A 19,113-nucleotide genomic window follows, 5' to 3' on the forward strand; every position below is an offset into this window, starting at 1 on the left:
CTGGGCGAGCCGGCTCGCCCGGTGAAACCGCATCACGCGCGCCAGCGATTTCGGCGCCAGACCGAGTTCGGATCGAAACCGGCTGGCCAGGTGCTTGCGGCTCCAGCCGATCTCGTCGGCCAATGTCGTGATGTTGACGGCACCGGCCGAGCGCGCCAGCCTCCGATAGGCGAACGCGACTTCGGGAGACGGCGTGTGGCGGGCGCGGCGCAGCACGAAGGCTTCGATCAGGTCGAAGCGGCGCTGCCAGCACGTCACAGCGCCGAGCCGTTCGCGCAAACGGCGGCCCTCATGACCGAGCACATCGTCGATCTCGACCATGCGTCCGACCAGATCGGCCACAGTGCCGCCGAAGAAACTGTAGGCGCCGAGCGGCGTGAAATCCACCTGCACGCAGGCGGCCCGGCCATCGGATTCGATATAGACCGGCCCCGCATGCAGGCCGGCGGCGAAGCTGAGTTGACGATCGGCAGCTCCAGGCTCGCGTCCGAGCGCGATCAGGAACGGGGTGCCGAAACTGACGATCAGCGGGACGATGAGCGGCGCGGTCTGCCGATGCGCGAACCGGCCGGTCGCGGTCTCGCGATAACCCGTGATCCGGACGATCAGGCCCGTCATGGGTGGCGACGGCAGGCGCTGCGCGAAATCGAATGCAATGGGTGAGGCGAACTCGGCCATGCGAATCTCGCGCGAGGCGGCGACTTACCCGATATCCGACGACTGGATGCGCTTGACGCCGGCCTTGTCCATGTCGGTCCAGGCCTTGGCCAGCGATCCCTGGGTGTCGATGCCGCGACAGGCGTCCTCCACGACATAGGTTTCGAAGCCGGCCTTGCGCGCATCGAGCGCGGTCCATGCCACGCAGAAATCGGTGGCGAGCCCGGCCACGAAAACCCGCTCGACATTGCGCGCCTTCAGATAGGCGGCGAGCCCGGTGGTGGTCTTGCCGTCGGCTTCGGTGAAGGCGGAATAGCTGTCGACGTCCTTGTGAAAACCCTTGCGGATGATCAGCTCGGCCTGCGGGATCGCGAGATCCTTCGACAGCGAGGCGCCGTCAGTGCCCTGCACACAGTGATCGGGCCACAGCACCTGCTTGCCGTAGGCGAGGTCGATGGTCTCGAACGGCTTCTTGCCGGCATGAACCGAGGCAAACGAGACGTGTCCGGGCGTGTGCCAGTCCTGGGTCATCACCACATTGGCAAAGCTCTTGGCGATCTTGTTGATCACCGGCACCACCTGCTCGCCGTCCTTCACCGCGAGGCTGCCGCCGGGCAGGAAGCAGTTCTGGACGTCGATCACGAGCAGCGCGGAGCCATCGTCGGGCTTGATCGCAGCCGCCCAGAGATTCCTGGGAACCAGGGTCGCAAGCGCCAACGTGCCGAGGCCTGCAACTATCTGTCGTCGATCCAACATCGCGCCCCTCCTTGCTTTGATACCGCGCGAGGAGGCTAGTTCCGTTCGGCGAACGGCGAAAGTGGGATTTTTCCAACCGGCCTTGCGAAGGGCCGATCAGCCGCGCGGCTGGATGCCGTCGCGGACTGCGCGGAAGCGTGGGAAGGCGGTCTCCCAATCGGTGCGCGGCGAGCTGCCGATGATCCGCAGCGATGTCTGCGCGCCGAACCGCAGCCATTGCACGATGGTCACCGGGGTGTTGTCCTTGCCGCTGACGGCGTCGATCCGGGTCTCGAAGCCGGGCTGGCCATCGATCCGGATCGGTTCGGACATGGTGATCCGCCCGTCGCGCACGCCGGGGATCGTGGTGGCGATCTGCTGGGCAAAGCGGCCGCGATCATCGGGCGTGGCCGGCGCCGAAGCGATGACGCCGAGCAGCATGAAGGGCTTGCTCTCCAGGCCCTTGTCGTCGCCGTCGGCCATCAGCAGCGCTGCGCCCGGCGCCAGCATGCGGATATTCTTGAAGCCGCTGAGCTCGGTGACCTTGAACGGCATCATGGCGAGCTGCTCGTCGACCGGCACCTCCCTGCGGATTTCGGCGGAGGCGAACATCTGCCGGACGGCGTCGTCGGTGTAGATCTTGCCCGCGTTCTCCGGCACCTGCACCGCGACATAGCCGGAGAAGGTCGGCCCCGGCAGGATCATGGAATAGCGCCGCACATTGCTGGCGCCGTCGCGGGCGCTCTCCACGGTGTAGTAGGCGAGGCCGGCCGGCGTCTCGAGGCTCTCGGGCTTGATGTTTCCGGTGCCGGCCGGGTTGGCTTTGAAGGCGGTCACGACCTCTTTGTAGGCGTCCGCGGGCAGGTCGGCGATCAGGACCTTGACGCCCTGGTCCTCGGTTTCGAAGCCGATGAAGGATTTGGCGCGGACGAGGCCCACCAGCGGTTTCATCCCGACATGCGCGCCCGGCGGAAACACCACGTCGGCGGCAAAGCCATGACAGGTGGCAGCAATCAGCAAGGCAACCGCAACGAGAACTCGAAAAGGCGTCATGGGGGATCTACCGGTTTTGCTTGGTGGCCGCGCAACGGGGCCGGTGCAGGGCTGGATGGCCTCTTCAGTCGGACCGCTTTTAGCGGTTTTGATGGCCCAGCAACAGGCCGCCAAATCTCCGCTCCAGGCCAGCCGGTTCGATTCCATGGGCTTTTCGCCTTGATTGGCAGGCACTTTCCAGTTTCCCGAGCTTTCCAGGAACGACCGCCTGCGGCCGCCAGCGGCCAAACAGCGCGCCCTCGACCCGTGCGCCGCTCTCGCATACGACGTTTGTGAGCGTTCACTCAACAGCGCTGACGTCGCGCCGCGAATGTCGCGGTCGACGGCGGGCGGCATTCTTGCCGATTTGTTAACTCGGTCCTGGTTTGAACCGGTGCCGCGGCCGGGCTGACACAATCTTTCAAACGTCAGTCTTTTCAGGCCTCAACGTTGCGTCCAGTCCTTGCGGGCAGGACCCTCTCTCCTATATCAGGCTCACCGTCGCAATATCGCGAGTATGTGAACGTCTGGGGGTTCGGTACGGAGCGCCGTCAGGGCCCAACCAACCTGCCGTAGCAAAGAGGATATCAAAACCATGGGTAAGGTCATTGGGATCGACCTCGGCACCACCAATTCGTGCGTCGCCGTGATGGATGGCAAGAACGCCAAGGTGATCGAGAATGCCGAGGGCATGCGAACGACGCCGTCGATCGTTGCTTTCACCGACGATGGCGAGCGCCTTGTCGGACAGCCGGCGAAGCGCCAGGCGGTGACCAATCCCGAGCGTACGTTCTTTGCGGTGAAGCGCCTCATTGGCCGCCGCTATGACGACCCGATGGTCGAGAAGGACAAGAAGCTCGTTCCCTACAAGATCGTCAAAGCATCGAACGGCGATGCCTGGGTCGAAGCCGACGGCAAGACCTATTCGCCCTCGCAGGTCTCGGCCTTCATTCTGCAGAAGATGAAGGAGACCGCTGAGGCGCATCTCGGCCAGAAGGTCGATCAGGCCGTCATCACGGTTCCTGCCTATTTCAACGACGCGCAGCGTCAGGCCACCAAGGATGCCGGCAAGATCGCCGGCCTCGAAGTGCTGCGCATCATCAACGAGCCGACGGCTGCCGCGCTCGCCTACGGTCTCGACAAGACGAAGGCCGGCACGATCGCCGTGTACGACCTCGGCGGCGGCACCTTCGACGTCTCGATCCTCGAGATCGGCGACGGCGTGTTTGAGGTGAAGTCGACCAACGGCGACACCTTCCTCGGTGGTGAAGACTTCGACATGCGCTTGGTCGGCTACCTCGCCGACGAGTTCCAGAAGGAGCAGGGCATCAACCTGCGCAACGACAAGCTCGCTTTGCAGCGCCTCAAGGAAGCCGCCGAGAAGGCCAAGATCGAGCTGTCGTCGACCACGCAGACCGAAATCAATCTGCCGTTCATCACGGCCGACCAGACCGGTCCGAAGCATCTGACGATGAAGCTGACCCGCGCCAAGTTCGAGGCGCTGGTGGCCGACCTCGTCGAGAAGACCATCGAGCCGTGCCGCAAGGCGCTGAAGGATGCCGGCCTGACCGCCGGCGAGATCGGCGAAGTGGTGCTGGTCGGCGGCATGACCCGCATGCCGAAGATCCAGGAAGTGGTGAAGCAGTTCTTCGGCAAGGAGCCGCACAAGGGCGTCAATCCCGACGAAGTCGTCGCGATCGGTGCTGCGATCCAGGCCGGCGTGCTGCAGGGCGACGTCAAGGACGTGCTGCTGCTCGACGTGACCCCGCTGTCGCTGGGCATCGAGACGCTGGGCGGCGTGTTCACCCGCATCATCGACCGCAACACCACGATCCCGACCAAGAAGAGCCAGGTGTTCTCGACGGCCGAAGACAATCAGGGCGCCGTCACCATCCGCGTCTTCCAGGGCGAGCGTGAAATGGCGGCCGACAACAAGATGCTCGGCCAGTTCGATCTGATGGGCATTCCGCCGGCTCCGCGTGGCATGCCGCAGATCGAGGTGACCTTCGACATCGACGCCAACGGCATCGTCAACGTCTCGGCCAAGGACAAGGCGACCGGCAAGGAACAGCAGATCCGGATCCAGGCATCCGGCGGTCTGTCCGAGGCCGACATCGACAAGATGGTCAAGGACGCCGAGGCCAATGCGGCCGAGGACAAGAAGCGCCGCGAGGCGGTCGACGCCAAGAACCATGCCGATGGTCTGGTTCATTCGACCGAGAAGGCTTTGGCCGAGCACGGTTCGAAGATCCCGGAAACCGATCGTCGCGCGATCGAGGACGCCGTCAGCGACCTCAAGGAAGCGCTGAAGGGCGACGACGCCGAGGCGATCAAGGCCAAGACCAACACGCTGGCGCAGGCTTCGATGAAGCTCGGCGAGGCCATGTACAAGCAGCAGGCCGAGGCCGATGCGGCCAAGGACGCTGCGAAGGATGACGTCGTCGACGCGGAGTTCACCGAGGTCGACGACGACAAGAACAACAAGAAATCTGCTTAAGCGGGCTTGCGATCATGGCCCTCACACCAAAGAGCACGCGACGCGTCTCGGAGGAGTGGGGGTCATTTTTCTTTAAGGCGATCGCTGCATCTTCCAGACAGGCGCAATCCTTTGCGCAATCCTTGGCGATCGCGACGAACTTCGGACGGAATTGAAGGATGTCCACCAAGCGCTGCTATTACGAGACCCTCGAGGTCGAGCGGAACGCGGACGAGACCAAGCTGAAATCGGCTTTCCGCAAACTCGCGATGAAATGGCATCCGGACAAGAATCCGGGCGACGCCACCAGCGAGGTCCGGTTCAAGGAAATCAACGAAGCCTATGAGGTGCTGAAGGACGGCGACAAGCGCGCCGCCTATGACCGCTTCGGCCATGCCGCTTTCGAGCAGGGCATGGGCGGTGGCGGTCCCGGCTTCGGCGCCGGCTTCGCCTCCTCCTTCTCCGACATCTTCGAGGATCTGTTCGGCATGGCCGGGCAGCGCCGCGGCAGCGGCGGCCGCGAACGCGGTGCCGACCTGCGCTACAACATGGAGATCACGCTCGAGGAGGCCTTCCAGGGCAAGACCGCGCAGATCGAGATCCCGGTTTCGGTGACCTGCGAATCCTGCTCCGGCACCGGCGCCAAGGCCGGCACCAAGCCGAAGACCTGCTCGCATTGCGGTGGCGCCGGCCGTATCCGGCAGGCCCAGGGCTTCTTCACGCTGGAGCGGACCTGCCCCGGCTGTCAGGGCCGCGGCCAGATGATCGAGGACGCCTGCGCCTCCTGCGCCGGTTCCGGCCGGGTGACGCGCGAGCGCGCGCTGTCGGTCAACATTCCTCCGGGGGTCGAGGACGGCACCCGTATTCGTCTCGCCGGCGAAGGCGAGGCCGGTGTCCGCGGCGGCCCGCCCGGCGACCTCTACATTTTCCTGTCGCTGACCACGCACCAGTTCTTCCAGCGTGACGGCGCCGACCTGCACTGCCGCGTGCCGATCTCGATGGTGACCGCAGCCCTCGGCGGCGAGTTCGAGGTGCCGACCATCGACAAGAGCAAAACCAAGGTGAAGGTGCCGGCCGGGACCCAGTCCAGCCGCCGATTCCGCATCGCATCAAAGGGTATGCCGGTGCTCCGCTCGCGCCAGACCGGCGACATGTATGTCCAGGTTGTGGTCGAAACGCCGCAGAATCTGACCAAGAAGCAGCAAGAATTGCTGATGGAGTTCGAAAAACTCTCGTCCGGTGCAACGCAACCGGAGGCAGCGGGTTTCTTCTCTAAGGTCAAGGACTTCTTCGGAAGCCGCTCCGTCTAGCCGCAGTCGTTATGCTTGACCGTAACGACTTCGATCTATACGTGTTTATGACTGTTTTCTGACAACCGCTCGATTGTGCGCGGTCCCGCCTGGTAGCGACATGCCTCTGCAATCGTCCGTGCGTGCGTCGAAGAAGCCCCTCCGTCTCGACGACGAGGTTCGATTTCTCCGTTCATGGATCGAGAAGCCGTTGCATATGGGCGCGGTGATGCCGTCCGGGCGGCTGCTCGCACGCACCATGGCGCAATATGTCGATCCCGAAGCCGAAGGACCGGTCGTCGAGCTCGGACCCGGCACCGGTGCGATCACCAATGCGCTGATCGAGCATGGCGTCGATCAAAAGCGTCTCGTCTTGGTTGAATACAATCCCGGCTTCTGTGCGCTGCTGCGCGAACGCTATCCGCAGGCCAAGGTGGTCCAGGGCGACGCCTACAGGCTTCGCGATACGTTGTGGGACGTCATGAAGTCTCCGGCCTCGGCCGTGGTCTCCGGCCTGCCGCTGGTCACCAAGCCGATGCTGACCCGCCTGAAGCTGGTCCGCGACGCCTTCCTGGCTCTCGCGCCCGGTGCGCCGTTCGTCCAGTTCACCTATTCGGTGGCGCCGCCGATTCCGAAGTCGCTGCCCGGCGTGTCCACAGAGGCGTCCGAGCGGATCTGGATGAACCTTCCGCCCGCGCGGGTCTGGGTGTATCGCAAGGGCTGACGCGTATTCCGCAAAAGTGGGTACCGGTTTTGCGCATGGAATACGCGCAGAACATTAGCTAAGAGCATTTTCAGAGAAAATGCTCGCCCTGCGTGGTCGCGCCGGGCGCGTGCCCTAACCGCGATTTCGAAATGTCCGCGCTGAAAATCCTCGTGATCCCCGGATCGCTTCGATCAGGCTCGCTCAACGCGAAGCTCGCGGCTGTGCTGGCCCAGGAGCTCGCGCAGCTCGGGGCCGACGTCACCCGTATCTCGCTCGGCGATTTTCCGCTGCCGATCTATGACGGCGATTTGCAGGCCAAATCGGGCGTGCCGCAGCACGCCGTCAATCTGAAGCGGATGATTGGCGCCCATCATGGCGTGCTGATCGTGACGCCGGAATACAATTCCTCGGTGCCGGCGCTGGTGAAGAACACGATCGACTGGGTGAGCCGCGTGCAGGATCCGCACGAGACCCGTGGCCAGGTGTTCCACGGCCGCGCCTTCGCGCTAGCTGCGGCATCCGGCAACCGGCTCGGCGGCACGCGCGCGCTGGCGGCGCTGCGCCTGATCCTGACGGCGTGCCATGCCACCGTGATCCCGAACCAGCTCGCGCTGTCATTCGCCGAGCACGCCTATGACGACATGGATCGTCTGAAGCACCAGGCCGACATCGATACGATGCGGGCGCTGGTGCGGCAGCTGATCGACCATTCCCAACGCATGATGTGAGGTGACATGCAGCCAGCCAAGATCGCTCCAAGGATCGCTCCAAGAGACCGGTTGATTGTGGCGCTCGATTTGCCGTCGGTCGCCAGCGCCGAGGCGATGATCGACAGGCTCGGCGACAGCGTCACCTTCTACAAGATCGGCTATCAGCTCGGTTACGCCGGCGGTCTCGCGCTGGCGAAGCAGCTTGCGGGCAGCGGCAAGAAGGTCTTCCTCGATCTCAAGCTGCACGACATCGGCAACACGGTGGCGCGCGGGGTCGAAAGCGTCGGCGCCCTCGGCGCGACCTTTCTCACCGTGCATGCCTACCCGCAGACCATGAAGGCGGCGGTCGAGGCGCGGACCGGCTCCGGTCTGAAGATCCTCGCGGTGACGGTGCTGACCTCCTACGACGACAGCGACCTGCACGCAGCGGGCTATCGCCTCAACGTCTCCGATCTCGTCGAAGCGCGCGCCAGGCAGGCGCAGGCGCTCGGTGTCGACGGTCTCGTCAGCTCGCCCGAGGAAGCTGTCGCCCTGCGCAAGATCGTGGGTGATCAGATGAACCTCGTGACCCCGGGCATCCGCCCGGCGGGTTCGGCGACCGGCGACCAGAAGCGCATCATGACGCCGGCCCGCGCCATTGCCGCCGGCGCCGACTATCTGGTGGTCGGACGTCCGGTGATGGAAGCCGCGGATCCGAAAGCCGCGGCCGAAGCCATTCATGCCGAGGTCGCCCAGGCACTCGCCTGAGCCAACAACAAGGGAGAACAGAGATGGCGAAGGGATACTGGATTGGACGCGTCGACGTTCACAATGAGGAGGGCTACAAGCCCTACATGGCGGCCAACCCCGCCATCTTCCAGAAATTCGGCGGCAAGTTCATCGTTCGCGGTGGCAAGTTCACCGGCGTGGAGGGCCAGAGCCGCTCGCGCAATGTCGTGATCGAATTCCCCGATTACGCGACCGCGCTCGCTTGCTACCAATCGCCGGAATACCAGGCCAATATCAAGGTGCGGCAGCCACACTCGATCGCCGACCTGATTATCATCGAGGGGCACGACAGCCCGTAGCCCGGACGCCAGCCCGCCGGTTCGGCTGCTCGGAACAAGCCTCCGATGGCCGTCGTTTAGGCATGTTGTGGTGCCGGAAAACCGGTTTCCACTTTGCCGGATCATGCTTTATACGGCGGTGAGAGGTGAGCCATGGCTGACATGCGTCTGATTGTTGCGGGAGCCGGCGGCCGGATGGGCCGCACGCTGACGCGGGTGATTTCCGAAACCCCGGGGGCGGTCCTGGTCGGCGCGCTGGAAGCGCCGGGCTCGGAACTGCTCGGCAAGGACGCCGGCGTGCTCGCCGGCCTTCCCGCCAATGACGTCAAGCTGTCGGCCGATCTGTGGTCGATGTCCGCGGCTGCCGACGGCATCCTGGATTTCACGGTGCCGGCCGCGACCATCGCCAATGTCGCGATCGCGGCCGAGCGCGGTCTTGTGCACGTCATCGGCACCACCGGCCTGTCACAGTCCGACGACGCGGTGATCCGGAGCGTCACCAACCGCGCCATCGTGGTGAAGTCGGGCAATATGAGCCTCGGCGTCAATCTGCTTGCCGCGCTGGTCAAGCGCGTCGCGCAATCGCTCGACCAGAGCTTTGACATCGAAATTCTCGAGATGCACCACAAGTCCAAGATCGATGCGCCGTCCGGCACCGCGCTGATGCTCGGCGAAGCCGCTGCCGCGGGACGCCAGATCGCGCTGGAGCAGCATTCGGCGCGCGGCCGCGACGGCCTGACCGGGGCGCGGCGTCCCGGCGATATCGGCTTTGCCTCGTTGCGCGGCGGCACCGCGGCTGGCGATCACAGCGTGATCTTTGCCGGTCCTTCGGAGCGCATCACGCTCTCGCATCATGCCGAGGATCGCGCGCTGTTCGCGCAGGGCGCGCTGAAGGCAGCGCTGTGGGCGCACGGCAAGAAGCCCGGCATGTATTCGATGACCGACGTTCTCGGGTTGAGCGACTGAGATCGCGCGACGAAATAAAATCCAGCCAAGCGAAAACGGAATCTGAAATGAGTGATCGTCTTCTTGTGCTCGTTCGTCATGGTCAGAGCGAATGGAATCTGAAGAACCTGTTCACCGGGTGGAAGGATCCCGATCTCACCGAGCAGGGCATCACCGAGGCCAAGGATGCCGGCCGCAAGCTGAAGGCGCAGGGCCTGTCGTTCGACGTCGCCTTTACGTCAGACCTGACGCGCGCGCAGCACACGCTGAAGCTGATGCTGGAGCAGATCGGCCAGACCGGATTGCCGACCACGAAGAATCTGGCGCTCAATGAGCGCGACTACGGCGATCTCTCGGGCCTCAACAAGGACGACGCCCGCAAGAAGTGGGGCGAGGACCGGGTCCTGGTCTGGCGCCGCTCCTACGACGTCCCGCCGCCCGGCGGCGAGAGCCTCAAGGATACGCTGGCGCGCACGCTGCCCTATTACGTGCAGGAGATCCTGCCCGGCGTACTGCGCGGCCAGCGCACGCTGATCGCCGCCCACGGCAATTCGCTGCGCGCGCTGATCATGGTGCTGGAGAAGCTTTCGCCGGAGCAGATCCTCAAACGCGAGCTCGCGACCGGCGCGCCGGTGGTCTATCGGCTCAACGCCGATTCCACCGTTGCTTCCAAGGTCGATTTGGCAGGGTAAGCGGGGCCGTCGACCCTTCGAGACGCGCTTCGCGCTCCTCAGGGTGACGGTGAGAGCGCGTTCGCTTCAGTGCAATCCCACCTGGCCGGCTTCCCAGCCCAGCATCGCCTGCTTGCGGGTGATGCCCCAGTGATAGCCGGTCAGCGCGCCGCTCTTGCCGAGTGCGCGATGGCAGGGCACCACGAACGACACCGGATTGCGGCCAACCGCGGCGCCGACGGCGCGCGAGGCCTTCGGGCTGCTGATCTTGCTCGCAATGTCGGAATAGCTCACCGCGCGGCCCATCGGGACTTTGAGCAGCGTTTCCCACACCCGCACCTCGAAGTCGGTGCCGATCAAGACGACGCGCAGCGGCTGATCCGCCCGCCACAACCGTGTATCGAACACGCGCTGCGCCAGTGCGGTGGTGCCGTCGGTATCCTCGACAAAGGTCGCGTTCGGCCAGCGGCGTTTCATGTCGGCAAACGCGGTCTGCTCGTCGCCGGGGTCGGCGAAGGCAAGCCCCGCGAGCCCGCGGTCGGTTGCGATCACGATCGCGGTGCCGAACGGTGAGGGGTGGAAGCCGAAGCGCAGCGTCATGCCGCCGCCGCCGGTCTTCCATTCGCCTGGAGACATCGCCTCATGCGTGACGAACAGATCGTGCAGCCGTCCCGGTCCCGAGAGACCCGAGTCGAGTGCGGCGTCGAGCACGCTGGCGGAATCGCGCAGCAGGTTCTTGGCGTGGTCGAGGGTCAGCGCCTGCATGAAGGCCTTCGGCGTCAACCCGGCCCAGCGGCGGAACAGATGGTGCAGTTCATCCGGCGTCACGGCGGCGGCATCGGCCATCGCTTCGATGGTCGGCTGCGCGCGCCAGTGCTCCGAAATGAACGCGATGGCGCGCCGCACCGAGTCGTAGTCGCGCAGCGCGGCGCTCTGGTGGAAGCCCGGCTTGGCCAGGCGCTGGTCATGGATGGCGAGTGTCATCATGCTGTCTGATTTAGGAGCCATGGCGCGTCCAAACCACCCGATTTCCGACAAGCATGATCCGGAAAAGTGGGGACCGGTTTTCCGGCAAGATCATGCTTAAGATAAGTATGATCAAGCGATGGGATTGTAAGTCGGGCCGCGTTTCGCGGTGTTCAGGGCCGCAGTCAACGCCTTGGAAAGGCTTGCCTTTTCGTCCGGGCTCAAGAAGCTGCCGACGCTGACCCGGCGGCCCCGCGACACCAGGTAAAGCCGCTCGATGCCGAACTCCTCGTGCGAAATCTGCTCGAACCGCACCCAGAGCGGGTTGAGCACCCATTCGGCCACATGGCCGCGGTGACTGGTCCGGCGCACCCGCAGTTCCGACGGCGTGACGGTGATCTCTTCGCTCGCTTTGGCGGAGCGGAAATTGACCTTGAACGCCCAGTAGATCACCAGCACGTCGAGGCCGAAGAAACCGAAGATCGGCCAGGCACCGAGCCACCAGAACACCGCGCCGGCGATGAAGCTGACCACGGTGACGAACGACATCAGCACGATGAAGCCGGTGCGATTCAGCGAGCGGTGCGGCGTCAGCAGCGCCGAGAACAGTTTCGGCTCCGCCTCGGGCGCATCGACGTCGAGGTCATTGGCCCTGGGGTCTTCGCCCGGATCAAAGTCGTTGCCTGCGGTCATGACGTATCAGTATATCCCGTTCATGGCCAAAATCATCCGCTCTCAACGCGCCAGCACCTCAAGCGTTCGGTCCGCGCCGAAGAAGAAAGCCGCGAAGGCGGCAACACCGCAGCCCAAACGCGCGGCAAAGAAGGTGGCCACCAAGGCCGCCAAGAAGGTTGTAAAACCAAAGCCATGGACGGCGGAGGAGGTCTACGAGGCCTTCGACCGGTTCCGCAAAGCCAATCCCGAGCCGAAGGGCGAGCTCGAGCATCTCAATCCCTACACGCTGCTGGTTGCGGTGGTGTTGTCGGCGCAGGCAACCGATGCCGGCGTCAACAAGGCGACGCGGGCGCTGTTTGCAATCGCCGACACGCCGGAGAAGATGCTTGAGCTCGGCGAAGACAAGGTGCGCGACTACATCAAGACCATCGGGCTCTATCGCAACAAGGCCAGGAACGTCATCGCGCTGTCGGAGAAGCTGATCGCCGAATTCGGCGGTGAGGTGCCGCGCACCCGCGCCGAAATCGAATCATTGCCCGGCGCCGGCCGCAAGACTGCGAATGTCGTGCTCAACATGGCGTTCGGCGAACGCACGATGGCGGTCGACACCCATGTGTTTCGCGTCGGCAACCGCACCGGACTCGCGCCCGGCAAGACGCCGCTCGAGGTCGAGCTGGGATTGGAGAAGGTGATCCCGACCGAGTTCATGCTGCACGCCCATCATTGGCTGATCCTGCACGGCCGCTACACCTGCCTCGCCCGCGGTCCGCGTTGCGACGTGTGCCTGATCAATGACCTTTGCCGGTGGCCGGAGAAAACCGTCTGAGCCATGATCGTCATGTGCTACCAGAGCGTTTTCGAGCGAAGTGGATGCCGGTTCGCGTGAAGAAAACGCGTCAAAAACGAATCTGGAGCCCCGTTCCGATTCAATCGGAACGGAAAAAGGCTGTACGCGCGCCCGGCGTTCGGCGCGTGTGATTGAGGGGAGTGTGGTGTGGCAGCGCAGGTTCAAGACGGTCCATCACAAGTCAGCCAGACCGCGTCCGCAGCAGTGACAACACCAGCCAGGCCGCAGCCTGCGGCGAGCGGCTTCGGAAGCCGCTTCGCCATCCCGCTGTTCGCGGTGCTGGCCGCGCTTGTATTCGTCGCGGTGGCGACCACGCATTGGGACGCCTGGGTCGGCAGCGCCACGATCCAGACCACCAATGATGCCTATGTGCGCGCCGAACTGACCCAGCTCAGCAGCCGCGTGTCCGGCGAAGTGCTCACGGTCGCCGTCTCCGATTTCCAGCGCGTCAAGACCGGCGATCTGCTGGTGCAGATCGATCCTGCCGACTATCAGGCGCAAGTCGCGCAGGCCGAGGCGGGTGTGGTCGGTGCGCAGGCCGCGCTCGATAACCTCAACAACCAGGTCGAGCTGCAATATGCGACCATCGCGCAGGCCGAGGCCGCGCGGTTGTCTGCGGAGGCGCAGCAGACCCTGGCACGTCAGGAGCAAGAGCGTCAGCAGTCGCTGTCGCAAACCGACGCCGGTACGCGGCAGCGGCTCGAGCAGGCCACCGCATCCTATGCCAAGTCGGAGGCCGACGTGCAGGCCAGCCGTGCGGTGATCGCTGCGCAGCGCCATCAGCTCGAGGTCCTGCAAGGCACCAAGAAGCAGCGCGCCGCCGACCTCGACGCCGCCAGGGCGCTGCTGGCATCGGCCAAGCTCAAGCTTGGATACACCAGGATCGTCGCGCCGTTCGACGGCGTCACCGGCGAGCGCCAGGTGCAGCCGGGCGACTACGTCAACATCGGCACCAATCTGATCAATGTCGTGCCGCTGCCGAACGTTTATGTGATCGCCAACTACAAGGAAACCCAGCTGACCAACGTCAAGCCGGGCCAGCCGGTCGAGGTGACCGTCGACACATTCTCCGGCCAGACGCTGCGCGGCGTTGTCGAACGCATCGCACCGGCGAGCGGCTCGCAATTCGCGCTGCTGCCGCCCGACAACGCCACCGGCAATTTCACCAAGGTGGTGCAGCGCATCCCGGTGCGTATCCAGTTCGACAAGGGCCAGCCGTTGCTCGAGCGCCTGCTGCCGGGCATGTCGGTGGTGACGCAGATCAACACCGGCGAGGCGGTCACCAATGGCGGAAAGTGACGAGCGCGAGCGCGGTCCGGTCTCGCGCGGCGATGTCGCGCGCTACCCGCTGTTCGCCGTCGTCGCCGTGCTGCTCGGCGCGTTCCTGGCGAATTTCGACAGCCGGTTGACCTCGGTCGGCCTGCCCGACCTGCGGGGCGCTTTCTCGCTCACCTTCGACGAGGGGGCCTGGCTCTCGACCGCCGCCATCGGCTCGCAGATATTCATCGCGCCCGCGGTGGCCTGGCTCGCCACCGCGTTCGGTCTGCGCCGCGTGCTCGGGATTCCGAGCCTGGTGTATGCCGTGGTCTCGCTGACCATCCCGTTCGTGCACGACTACACGACGCTGATCGTGCTCAGCATCGCCCACGGCATGCTGCTCGGCACCTTCGTGCCCGCGACGCTGATGATCATCCTGCGCAACCTGCCGATCCGCTGGTGGCTGCCGGCGATCGCGATGTATTCGATCCGCGTCGGCTTCGCGCTGGACTCGTCGAGCTCCCTTGTCGGCTTCTATGTCGAGCATCTCGGTTGGCCGTGGCTGTACTGGCAGGGCGCGGTGATCGCGCCGCTGATGGGGTTGATGGTGTATCTCGGCACGCCGAATGAGCCGGTCAATCGCGACCTGCTGCACCATGCCGATTGGGGCGGCATGCTGCTGCTCGGCGCCGGCCTGGCGTTGGTCTATGCCGGCCTCGATCAGGGCAACCGGCTGGACTGGTTGTCGTCGGGCACCGTGATGGCGCTGCTGATCGGCGGCGGGCTTTTGATCATCGCCTTCATGATCAACGAGACGGTCGCGCGCCGGCCGTGGGCGCATTTCAACGTGCTGTTCTCGCGCAATATCGGGCTCTCGCTGATCGTCATCCTGCTGTACACGCTGACCAGCCTGTCGAACTCGTCGCTGGTGCCGAATTTCCTCGGCACCATCGGCGCGCTGCGGCCGGAGCAGTCGGGCGTGCTGCTGTTCACCTACGGCGCGCTGCCGATGTTCGTGCTGGTGCCGATCTCGATTGTCCTGTTGCGTCACCTCGATCCGCGCATCGTCGTGGTGCTCGGATTCTCGGCATTCGCGGCCGCCAATCTCTGGGGCACGCAGCTGAGCCATGTCTGGGCGCGCGAGGACTTCGTCGGCATCGTCCTGCTCACGTCGGTCGGGCAGGCGTTCACGCTGCTGCCGATCATCATCATGGCGCTGTCCAATTCCGATCCGTCGCGGGCGACGGCGTTCGCGGCCTATATCCAGATCATGCGGCTCGGCGGCGCCGAGATCGGCATCGCCCTGATGGGCACCTGGCTGCGCGTTCGCGAGCAGATCCATTCGAACTATCTCGGACAGCACGTCCAGAGCGGCGATGTCGACGTCGTGAACCTGCTGAAGCGGTTGGCGGGTGAATTTTCCGGCCACGGCATCGGGGCGGCGACGGGACGCGCCATCGGCACGCTCGCGGCGCTGGTGCAGCGCGAGGCCAACACGCTCGCCTACATTGACGGCTTCTGGCTGTGTTTCTGGATCGCGATCCTGGCGCTGTTCCTGGTCGCCCTGATCACGCGCGCGCCGCAGGGCCCGCTGTCGCCGGTGCCGCTTGGCTTCGTGAAGAACGCGCTGCGCAAGCCAGACACCGCCGCTTCCTGATTTGCGAACGGTGCGGCGCGGGTATCGCCGGGGGCTTGCCGCTGCCAGAGTCAATTTATAGTGAATGCGGCGCTCCAGCTATCTCGCGGGCGCCTGAAATATTTTGCACGCCGCGTGGTTCCACAAGCGGGGGAACGGGAGCCACGATGATCGAGACCAAGCAGACGGCCGCGCTTGTTTCCATGGCGACGGCGGTTCCACCGCATCTATTCCATCAGGGACAAATCCTGCAGGCCGCGCGCGGCCTTCTCGCCGACCGCTATCCGGAGTTCGAGACGCTCTCCAGCCTGTTCGCCAACACCGGCATCCAGCATCGCTACGGCGTGAAGCCGATCGAGTGGTATCTCGAACGGCGTGGCTGGCCGGAGCGAACGCAGGCCTTCCTGGAAGGCGCGGAGGCGCTGTTCGTCGATGTCGCCCGCAAGGCGTTGACCCGTGCCGACCTGACCGGCAGCGACATCGATATCGTGGTCACGGTATGCTCGACGGGCATCGCCACGCCGACGCTGGAGGCGCGCGTCGCCGGCAAGCTCGGCCTGCGGACCGATGTGTCGCGCGTGCCGGTGTTCGGCCTCGGCTGCGCCGGCGGCGTGTCCGGCCTGTCGATCGCGGCGCGGCTGGCGCAGGCGCAGCCAGGCGCGAATGTGCTGCTGGTTGCGCTCGAACTCTGCACGCTCGCGGTCCGCCACGATGAGCTCACCAAGGCGAATATCGTCGCGGCCAGCCTGTTCGGCGACGGCGCCGCTGCGATCGTGCTGCGCGCCGGCGACGGCGGCGCGACGCGGATCGAGGCGGCCGGCGAAAAGCTGTGGCCGGATACGCTCGGCATCATGGGTTGGACGGTCGATCCGGAAGGCTTCGGCGTCGTCTTTCAGCGCACCATTCCGGATTTCGTCCGCGACCATGTCGGACCGGCGGTTGCTGAGATTCTGGCTCGGATGGAGCTGACGGCCGATGACATCGATCGCTTCCTCTGTCATCCCGGCGGCGCCAAGGTCATCGCCGCGCTGGAGCGGGCGCTCGCGCTTGATCAGGGCACGCTCGATCACGAACGCGACGTCATTGCTGCCTGCGGCAACATGTCGGCCCCGACGGTTCTCTTCGTCCTCGAACGCGCCCGCGCCAAGGGCTTGCCGCCGCGCTCGCTGCTCACGGCGCTCGGCCCTGGCTTCACGCTCAGCTGCGTCGCGCTCAGGCACGCGGCATGAGCTTCGCTTCGGTCATCCTTGCGCTGGTCACCTTGCAGCGTCTCGGCGAGCTCGTGCTGTCCCGTCGCAACACGGAGCGGCTGCTGGCGCGCGGCGCGATCGAGGTCGGCGCGAGGCATTACCCGCTCATTGTGCTGGTTCACGCCGGCTGGCTCGCCGCGCTGTGGATCTGGGGCCGCAACCAGGATGTCAACCTGGCCATACTGGCGGCCCTTCTGCTGCTGCAAGGCTTGCGGTTGTGGATCCTCGCTGCGCTCGGACCGCGATGGACCACGCGGATCATCGTCTTGCCGGGCGCGCCGCTGGTCGCATCCGGGCCGTACCGATATTTTCCGCATCCAAACTATGCCGTCGTCGTCGGTGAGATCGCGCTGCTTCCGCTCGCACTGCATCTGCCGGTGCTGGCGCTGATTTTCACCTTGCTCAATCTCGCGGTGCTCGCGATCCGAATTCGCGCCGAGAGCCGTGCTCTCTCGGTGGCGGACTGGCCGCGCGTCAGCACGCCATGAGCGACCGGGCGGAGCATCGCACCGACAGCCCATCGGCTGCGACCTGGGCAGGCTTCCTCCTGATGTGCTTCGGCATGTTCATGGCGATCCTCGACATCCAGGTCGTCGCGACTTCGTTGCCGACGATCCAGCGCGCGCTTGCGATCTCGCCTTCCGCGATGAGCTGGATCCAGACCGCCTATTTGATCGCGGAGGTGATCGCGATCCCGCTGACCGGATTGTTCACCCATGCGCTGTCGTTGCGATGGCTGTTCGCGATCGCCGTGAGCCTGTTCACCATCGCCTCGGTCGGCTGCGCCTTCAGTGGCGGCTTTGCCGTGCTGCTGGTGTTTCGCGTGCTGCAGGGATTTTCCGGCGGCGTCCTGATCCCTGCGGTGTTCTCCGCCGTGTTCATGTTGTTCCCGGCGCGGCTTCATCCCGTGGCCACCACGATCGGCGGCGTCGTCGCGGTGCTTGCGCCGACCGTTGGACCGGTCGTCGGCGGCTGGATCACGCAGACCTGGTCGTGGCCGTGGCTGTTCCTGATCAACCTGATTCCGGGAACGATCGCGGCCACGGTCACGCCGCTGCTGCTTCCGAAGGAGGGCGTGCACCTCCGCGCGTTCGCCAGACTGGACAGATGGTCGCTGGTCCTGCTCGCAGCGGCGCTCGCAAGCCTCATGATCGGCTTGAAGGAAGCGCCGCAGCGCGGCTGGGTCTCGATGCTTTGCCTGAGCCTGCTGATCGGAAGCATGGCCGGGATCGCGCTGCTGATCCGGCGCACGCTCCGCGCGGCGGATCCGATCGCGCGATTGAACTTGTTCAGGCGGCGTTCGTTCGCGATCGGCTGCGCCCTGAGCTTCTGCCTCGGCATCGGCCTGTATGGATCGACCTATCTGATGCCGGTATTCCTCGCCTTCGTCCGCCGCCATGACGCCTTCGAGATCGGCACCATCATGCTGGTCACGGGGGTTGCGCAGCTGATCGCCGCGCCGCTCGCGGCAATCCTCGAAAGCCGCGTCGGCGCGCTCTTGTTGACTGCTACAGGCTTCGCCTTGTTCGCGCTCGGTCTCGGGTTGAGCGCTTTTCAGCCGCGCACCGCGGATTTCGGCGAGATGTTTTGGCCGCAGATCGTGCGCGGCGTCGCGATCATGTTCTGCCTGCTGCCGCCGACGCGCATTGCGCTGGGCACCCTGCCGGAGGCGGAGGTTGCCGACGCCAGCGGATTGTTCAACCTGATGCGCAATCTGGGGGGCGCGATCGGGATCGCCTTGATCGATACCATCCTCTATGGGCAAAGCCCTGTTCATGGCGAGGCGTTTCGTGCGCGCCTGCTCGCAGGAGACGTCACCGCGGCACAGGCGATCGGGCTCGATCCGAAGTTGCTGATCGACCGTCCGCCGGGTCCGCCTGATGACGCGACGGTGGCGTTTATCCGGCCGCTGGTCGAACGGGCATCGCTCGCACTCAGCGTCAACGAGGCATGGGCGATGCTCGCCTGCGTGGCGATCGTCGGGCTTCTGCTGGTGCCATTGGCGCGCGATCGGATGCCCTCTCCACCGTCGGTGCCTTCAGAGCCGGTCTAGCTGCGGCCGTGCTCCTTGACCTGCTTTTCTCATCGGAGGCGATGGCCGAAATCGCCACCGGCTTCCCTCCGAACAGCCCCGGCCTCCCGCCGCCTCGTAGAGCTTGACGGCTGCTAGTCAGTGATGCTATGTACTGGTAGTCAGTAATGCTAAGTAGAATCA

General features: G+C 65.0%; 19 protein-coding genes. 14 read left to right on the forward strand and 5 right to left on the reverse strand.

Annotation, left to right across the window (positions count from 1 at the left end; all coding sequences use genetic code 11):
• From H8B02_RS11050 to H8B02_RS11060, 3 genes are all read right to left on the reverse strand, one after another.
• The coding region (locus tag H8B02_RS11050) for a helix-turn-helix domain-containing protein (RefSeq protein WP_229166272.1) at positions 1-678 on the reverse strand (678 nt) is incomplete at its 3' end.
• A 24-nt stretch (positions 679-702) separates the two neighbouring features.
• Positions 703-1,413 (reverse strand): bifunctional nicotinamidase/pyrazinamidase, encoded by a 711-nt coding sequence (gene pncA, locus H8B02_RS11055; protein WP_229166273.1) that lies wholly within the window; start codon positions 1,411-1,413, stop codon positions 703-705.
• 96 nt (positions 1,414-1,509) lie between these two features.
• Entirely contained in the window at positions 1,510-2,445 is a 936-nt protein-coding gene (locus H8B02_RS11060; RefSeq protein ID WP_229166304.1) for a hypothetical protein, read from the reverse strand.
• Positions 2,446-3,019: 574 nt separating this feature from the next.
• Between H8B02_RS11060 and dnaK the strand changes: the two genes are divergently transcribed.
• From dnaK to H8B02_RS11100, 8 genes are all read left to right on the forward strand, one after another.
• Complete coding sequence (dnaK, locus tag H8B02_RS11065; RefSeq protein ID WP_097671378.1) at positions 3,020-4,921, forward strand: molecular chaperone DnaK; 1,902 nt, start codon at positions 3,020-3,022, stop codon at positions 4,919-4,921.
• 158 nt (positions 4,922-5,079) lie between these two features.
• A complete protein-coding gene (dnaJ, locus tag H8B02_RS11070) occupies positions 5,080-6,210 on the forward strand; it encodes a molecular chaperone DnaJ (protein WP_229166274.1) in 1,131 nt (376 codons plus the stop codon).
• A gap of 100 nt (positions 6,211-6,310) precedes the next feature.
• Positions 6,311-6,913, forward strand: coding sequence for a class I SAM-dependent methyltransferase (locus H8B02_RS11075; RefSeq protein ID WP_092120946.1), 603 nt, complete (start codon positions 6,311-6,313; stop codon positions 6,911-6,913).
• A 131-nt stretch (positions 6,914-7,044) separates the two neighbouring features.
• Positions 7,045-7,623, forward strand: coding sequence for an NADPH-dependent FMN reductase (locus H8B02_RS11080; RefSeq protein WP_229166275.1), 579 nt, complete (start codon positions 7,045-7,047; stop codon positions 7,621-7,623).
• 6 nt (positions 7,624-7,629) lie between these two features.
• Positions 7,630-8,352 carry an orotidine-5'-phosphate decarboxylase gene (gene pyrF / locus H8B02_RS11085; protein WP_229166276.1) on the forward strand — a complete coding sequence of 241 codons (723 nt, stop codon included), beginning with the start codon at positions 7,630-7,632 and terminating at the stop codon, positions 8,350-8,352.
• A 23-nt stretch (positions 8,353-8,375) separates the two neighbouring features.
• Complete coding sequence (locus tag H8B02_RS11090; RefSeq protein WP_057020363.1) at positions 8,376-8,672, forward strand: DUF1330 domain-containing protein; 297 nt, start codon at positions 8,376-8,378, stop codon at positions 8,670-8,672.
• 132 nt (positions 8,673-8,804) lie between these two features.
• Positions 8,805-9,617: a 4-hydroxy-tetrahydrodipicolinate reductase gene (gene dapB, locus H8B02_RS11095; RefSeq protein ID WP_229166277.1), complete on the forward strand. Its 813-nt coding sequence runs from the start codon at positions 8,805-8,807 to the stop codon at positions 9,615-9,617.
• A gap of 47 nt (positions 9,618-9,664) precedes the next feature.
• Complete coding sequence (locus H8B02_RS11100) at positions 9,665-10,288, forward strand: 2,3-bisphosphoglycerate-dependent phosphoglycerate mutase (protein ID WP_229166278.1); 624 nt, start codon at positions 9,665-9,667, stop codon at positions 10,286-10,288.
• Between the two features lie 66 nt (positions 10,289-10,354).
• Here the strand turns inward: H8B02_RS11100 and H8B02_RS11105 are convergent, their stop codons facing one another.
• Both H8B02_RS11105 and H8B02_RS11110 read right to left on the reverse strand, forming a co-directional pair.
• Entirely contained in the window at positions 10,355-11,254 is a 900-nt protein-coding gene (locus H8B02_RS11105; protein ID WP_229166305.1) for a methylated-DNA--[protein]-cysteine S-methyltransferase, read from the reverse strand.
• A 111-nt stretch (positions 11,255-11,365) separates the two neighbouring features.
• Complete coding sequence (locus H8B02_RS11110) at positions 11,366-11,926, reverse strand: DUF2244 domain-containing protein (RefSeq protein WP_229166279.1); 561 nt, start codon at positions 11,924-11,926, stop codon at positions 11,366-11,368.
• A 22-nt stretch (positions 11,927-11,948) separates the two neighbouring features.
• On the opposite strand from H8B02_RS11110, the gene nth reads away from it, so the two are divergent.
• The 6 genes from nth (at position 11,949) to H8B02_RS11140 (ending at position 18,951) form a co-directional block, all read left to right on the forward strand.
• Complete coding sequence (nth, locus tag H8B02_RS11115; RefSeq protein ID WP_229166306.1) at positions 11,949-12,734, forward strand: endonuclease III; 786 nt, start codon at positions 11,949-11,951, stop codon at positions 12,732-12,734.
• A 225-nt stretch (positions 12,735-12,959) separates the two neighbouring features.
• Complete coding sequence (locus H8B02_RS11120) at positions 12,960-14,054, forward strand: HlyD family secretion protein (protein ID WP_229166307.1); 1,095 nt, start codon at positions 12,960-12,962, stop codon at positions 14,052-14,054.
• Positions 14,041-15,669: an MFS transporter gene (locus tag H8B02_RS11125; RefSeq protein ID WP_229166280.1), complete on the forward strand. Its 1,629-nt coding sequence runs from the start codon at positions 14,041-14,043 to the stop codon at positions 15,667-15,669. The genes H8B02_RS11120 and H8B02_RS11125 overlap by 14 nt, the downstream gene beginning before the upstream one ends.
• Positions 15,670-15,815: 146 nt before the next feature.
• Positions 15,816-16,877, forward strand: a complete 1,062-nt coding sequence (locus tag H8B02_RS11130) for a type III polyketide synthase (RefSeq protein WP_229166281.1) — start codon at positions 15,816-15,818, stop codon at positions 16,875-16,877.
• Entirely contained in the window at positions 16,874-17,386 is a 513-nt protein-coding gene (locus tag H8B02_RS11135; protein WP_229166282.1) for an isoprenylcysteine carboxyl methyltransferase family protein, read from the forward strand. The genes H8B02_RS11130 and H8B02_RS11135 overlap by 4 nt, the downstream gene beginning before the upstream one ends.
• Complete coding sequence (locus H8B02_RS11140) at positions 17,383-18,951, forward strand: DHA2 family efflux MFS transporter permease subunit (RefSeq protein ID WP_229166283.1); 1,569 nt, start codon at positions 17,383-17,385, stop codon at positions 18,949-18,951. The genes H8B02_RS11135 and H8B02_RS11140 overlap by 4 nt, the downstream gene beginning before the upstream one ends.
• Positions 18,952-19,113 lie beyond the last annotated feature (162 nt).

This window comes from Bradyrhizobium altum, assembly GCF_020889705.1.
Taxonomy (GTDB): domain Bacteria; phylum Pseudomonadota; class Alphaproteobacteria; order Rhizobiales; family Xanthobacteraceae; genus Bradyrhizobium; species Bradyrhizobium altum.

What these genes read in the sequence shown, in the direction of transcription:
- pncA (WP_229166273.1), bottom strand. Translation starts at nt 1,413, where the DNA reads ATGTTGGATCGACGACAGATAGTTGCAGGCCTCGGCACGTTGGCGCTT.
- H8B02_RS11060 (WP_229166304.1), bottom strand. Translation starts at nt 2,445, where the DNA reads ATGACGCCTTTTCGAGTTCTCGTTGCGGTTGCCTTGCTGATTGCTGCC.
- dnaK (WP_097671378.1), top strand. Translation starts at nt 3,020, where the DNA reads ATGGGTAAGGTCATTGGGATCGACCTCGGCACCACCAATTCGTGCGTC.
- dnaJ (WP_229166274.1), top strand. Translation starts at nt 5,080, where the DNA reads ATGTCCACCAAGCGCTGCTATTACGAGACCCTCGAGGTCGAGCGGAAC.
- H8B02_RS11075 (WP_092120946.1), top strand. Translation starts at nt 6,311, where the DNA reads ATGCCTCTGCAATCGTCCGTGCGTGCGTCGAAGAAGCCCCTCCGTCTC.
- H8B02_RS11080 (WP_229166275.1), top strand. Translation starts at nt 7,045, where the DNA reads ATGTCCGCGCTGAAAATCCTCGTGATCCCCGGATCGCTTCGATCAGGC.
- pyrF (WP_229166276.1), top strand. Translation starts at nt 7,630, where the DNA reads ATGCAGCCAGCCAAGATCGCTCCAAGGATCGCTCCAAGAGACCGGTTG.
- H8B02_RS11090 (WP_057020363.1), top strand. Translation starts at nt 8,376, where the DNA reads ATGGCGAAGGGATACTGGATTGGACGCGTCGACGTTCACAATGAGGAG.
- dapB (WP_229166277.1), top strand. Translation starts at nt 8,805, where the DNA reads ATGGCTGACATGCGTCTGATTGTTGCGGGAGCCGGCGGCCGGATGGGC.
- H8B02_RS11100 (WP_229166278.1), top strand. Translation starts at nt 9,665, where the DNA reads ATGAGTGATCGTCTTCTTGTGCTCGTTCGTCATGGTCAGAGCGAATGG.
- H8B02_RS11105 (WP_229166305.1), bottom strand. Translation starts at nt 11,254, where the DNA reads ATGATGACACTCGCCATCCATGACCAGCGCCTGGCCAAGCCGGGCTTC.
- H8B02_RS11110 (WP_229166279.1), bottom strand. Translation starts at nt 11,926, where the DNA reads ATGACCGCAGGCAACGACTTTGATCCGGGCGAAGACCCCAGGGCCAAT.
- nth (WP_229166306.1), top strand. Translation starts at nt 11,949, where the DNA reads ATGGCCAAAATCATCCGCTCTCAACGCGCCAGCACCTCAAGCGTTCGG.
- H8B02_RS11125 (WP_229166280.1), top strand. Translation starts at nt 14,041, where the DNA reads ATGGCGGAAAGTGACGAGCGCGAGCGCGGTCCGGTCTCGCGCGGCGAT.
- H8B02_RS11130 (WP_229166281.1), top strand. Translation starts at nt 15,816, where the DNA reads ATGATCGAGACCAAGCAGACGGCCGCGCTTGTTTCCATGGCGACGGCG.
- H8B02_RS11135 (WP_229166282.1), top strand. Translation starts at nt 16,874, where the DNA reads ATGAGCTTCGCTTCGGTCATCCTTGCGCTGGTCACCTTGCAGCGTCTC.
- H8B02_RS11140 (WP_229166283.1), top strand. Translation starts at nt 17,383, where the DNA reads ATGAGCGACCGGGCGGAGCATCGCACCGACAGCCCATCGGCTGCGACC.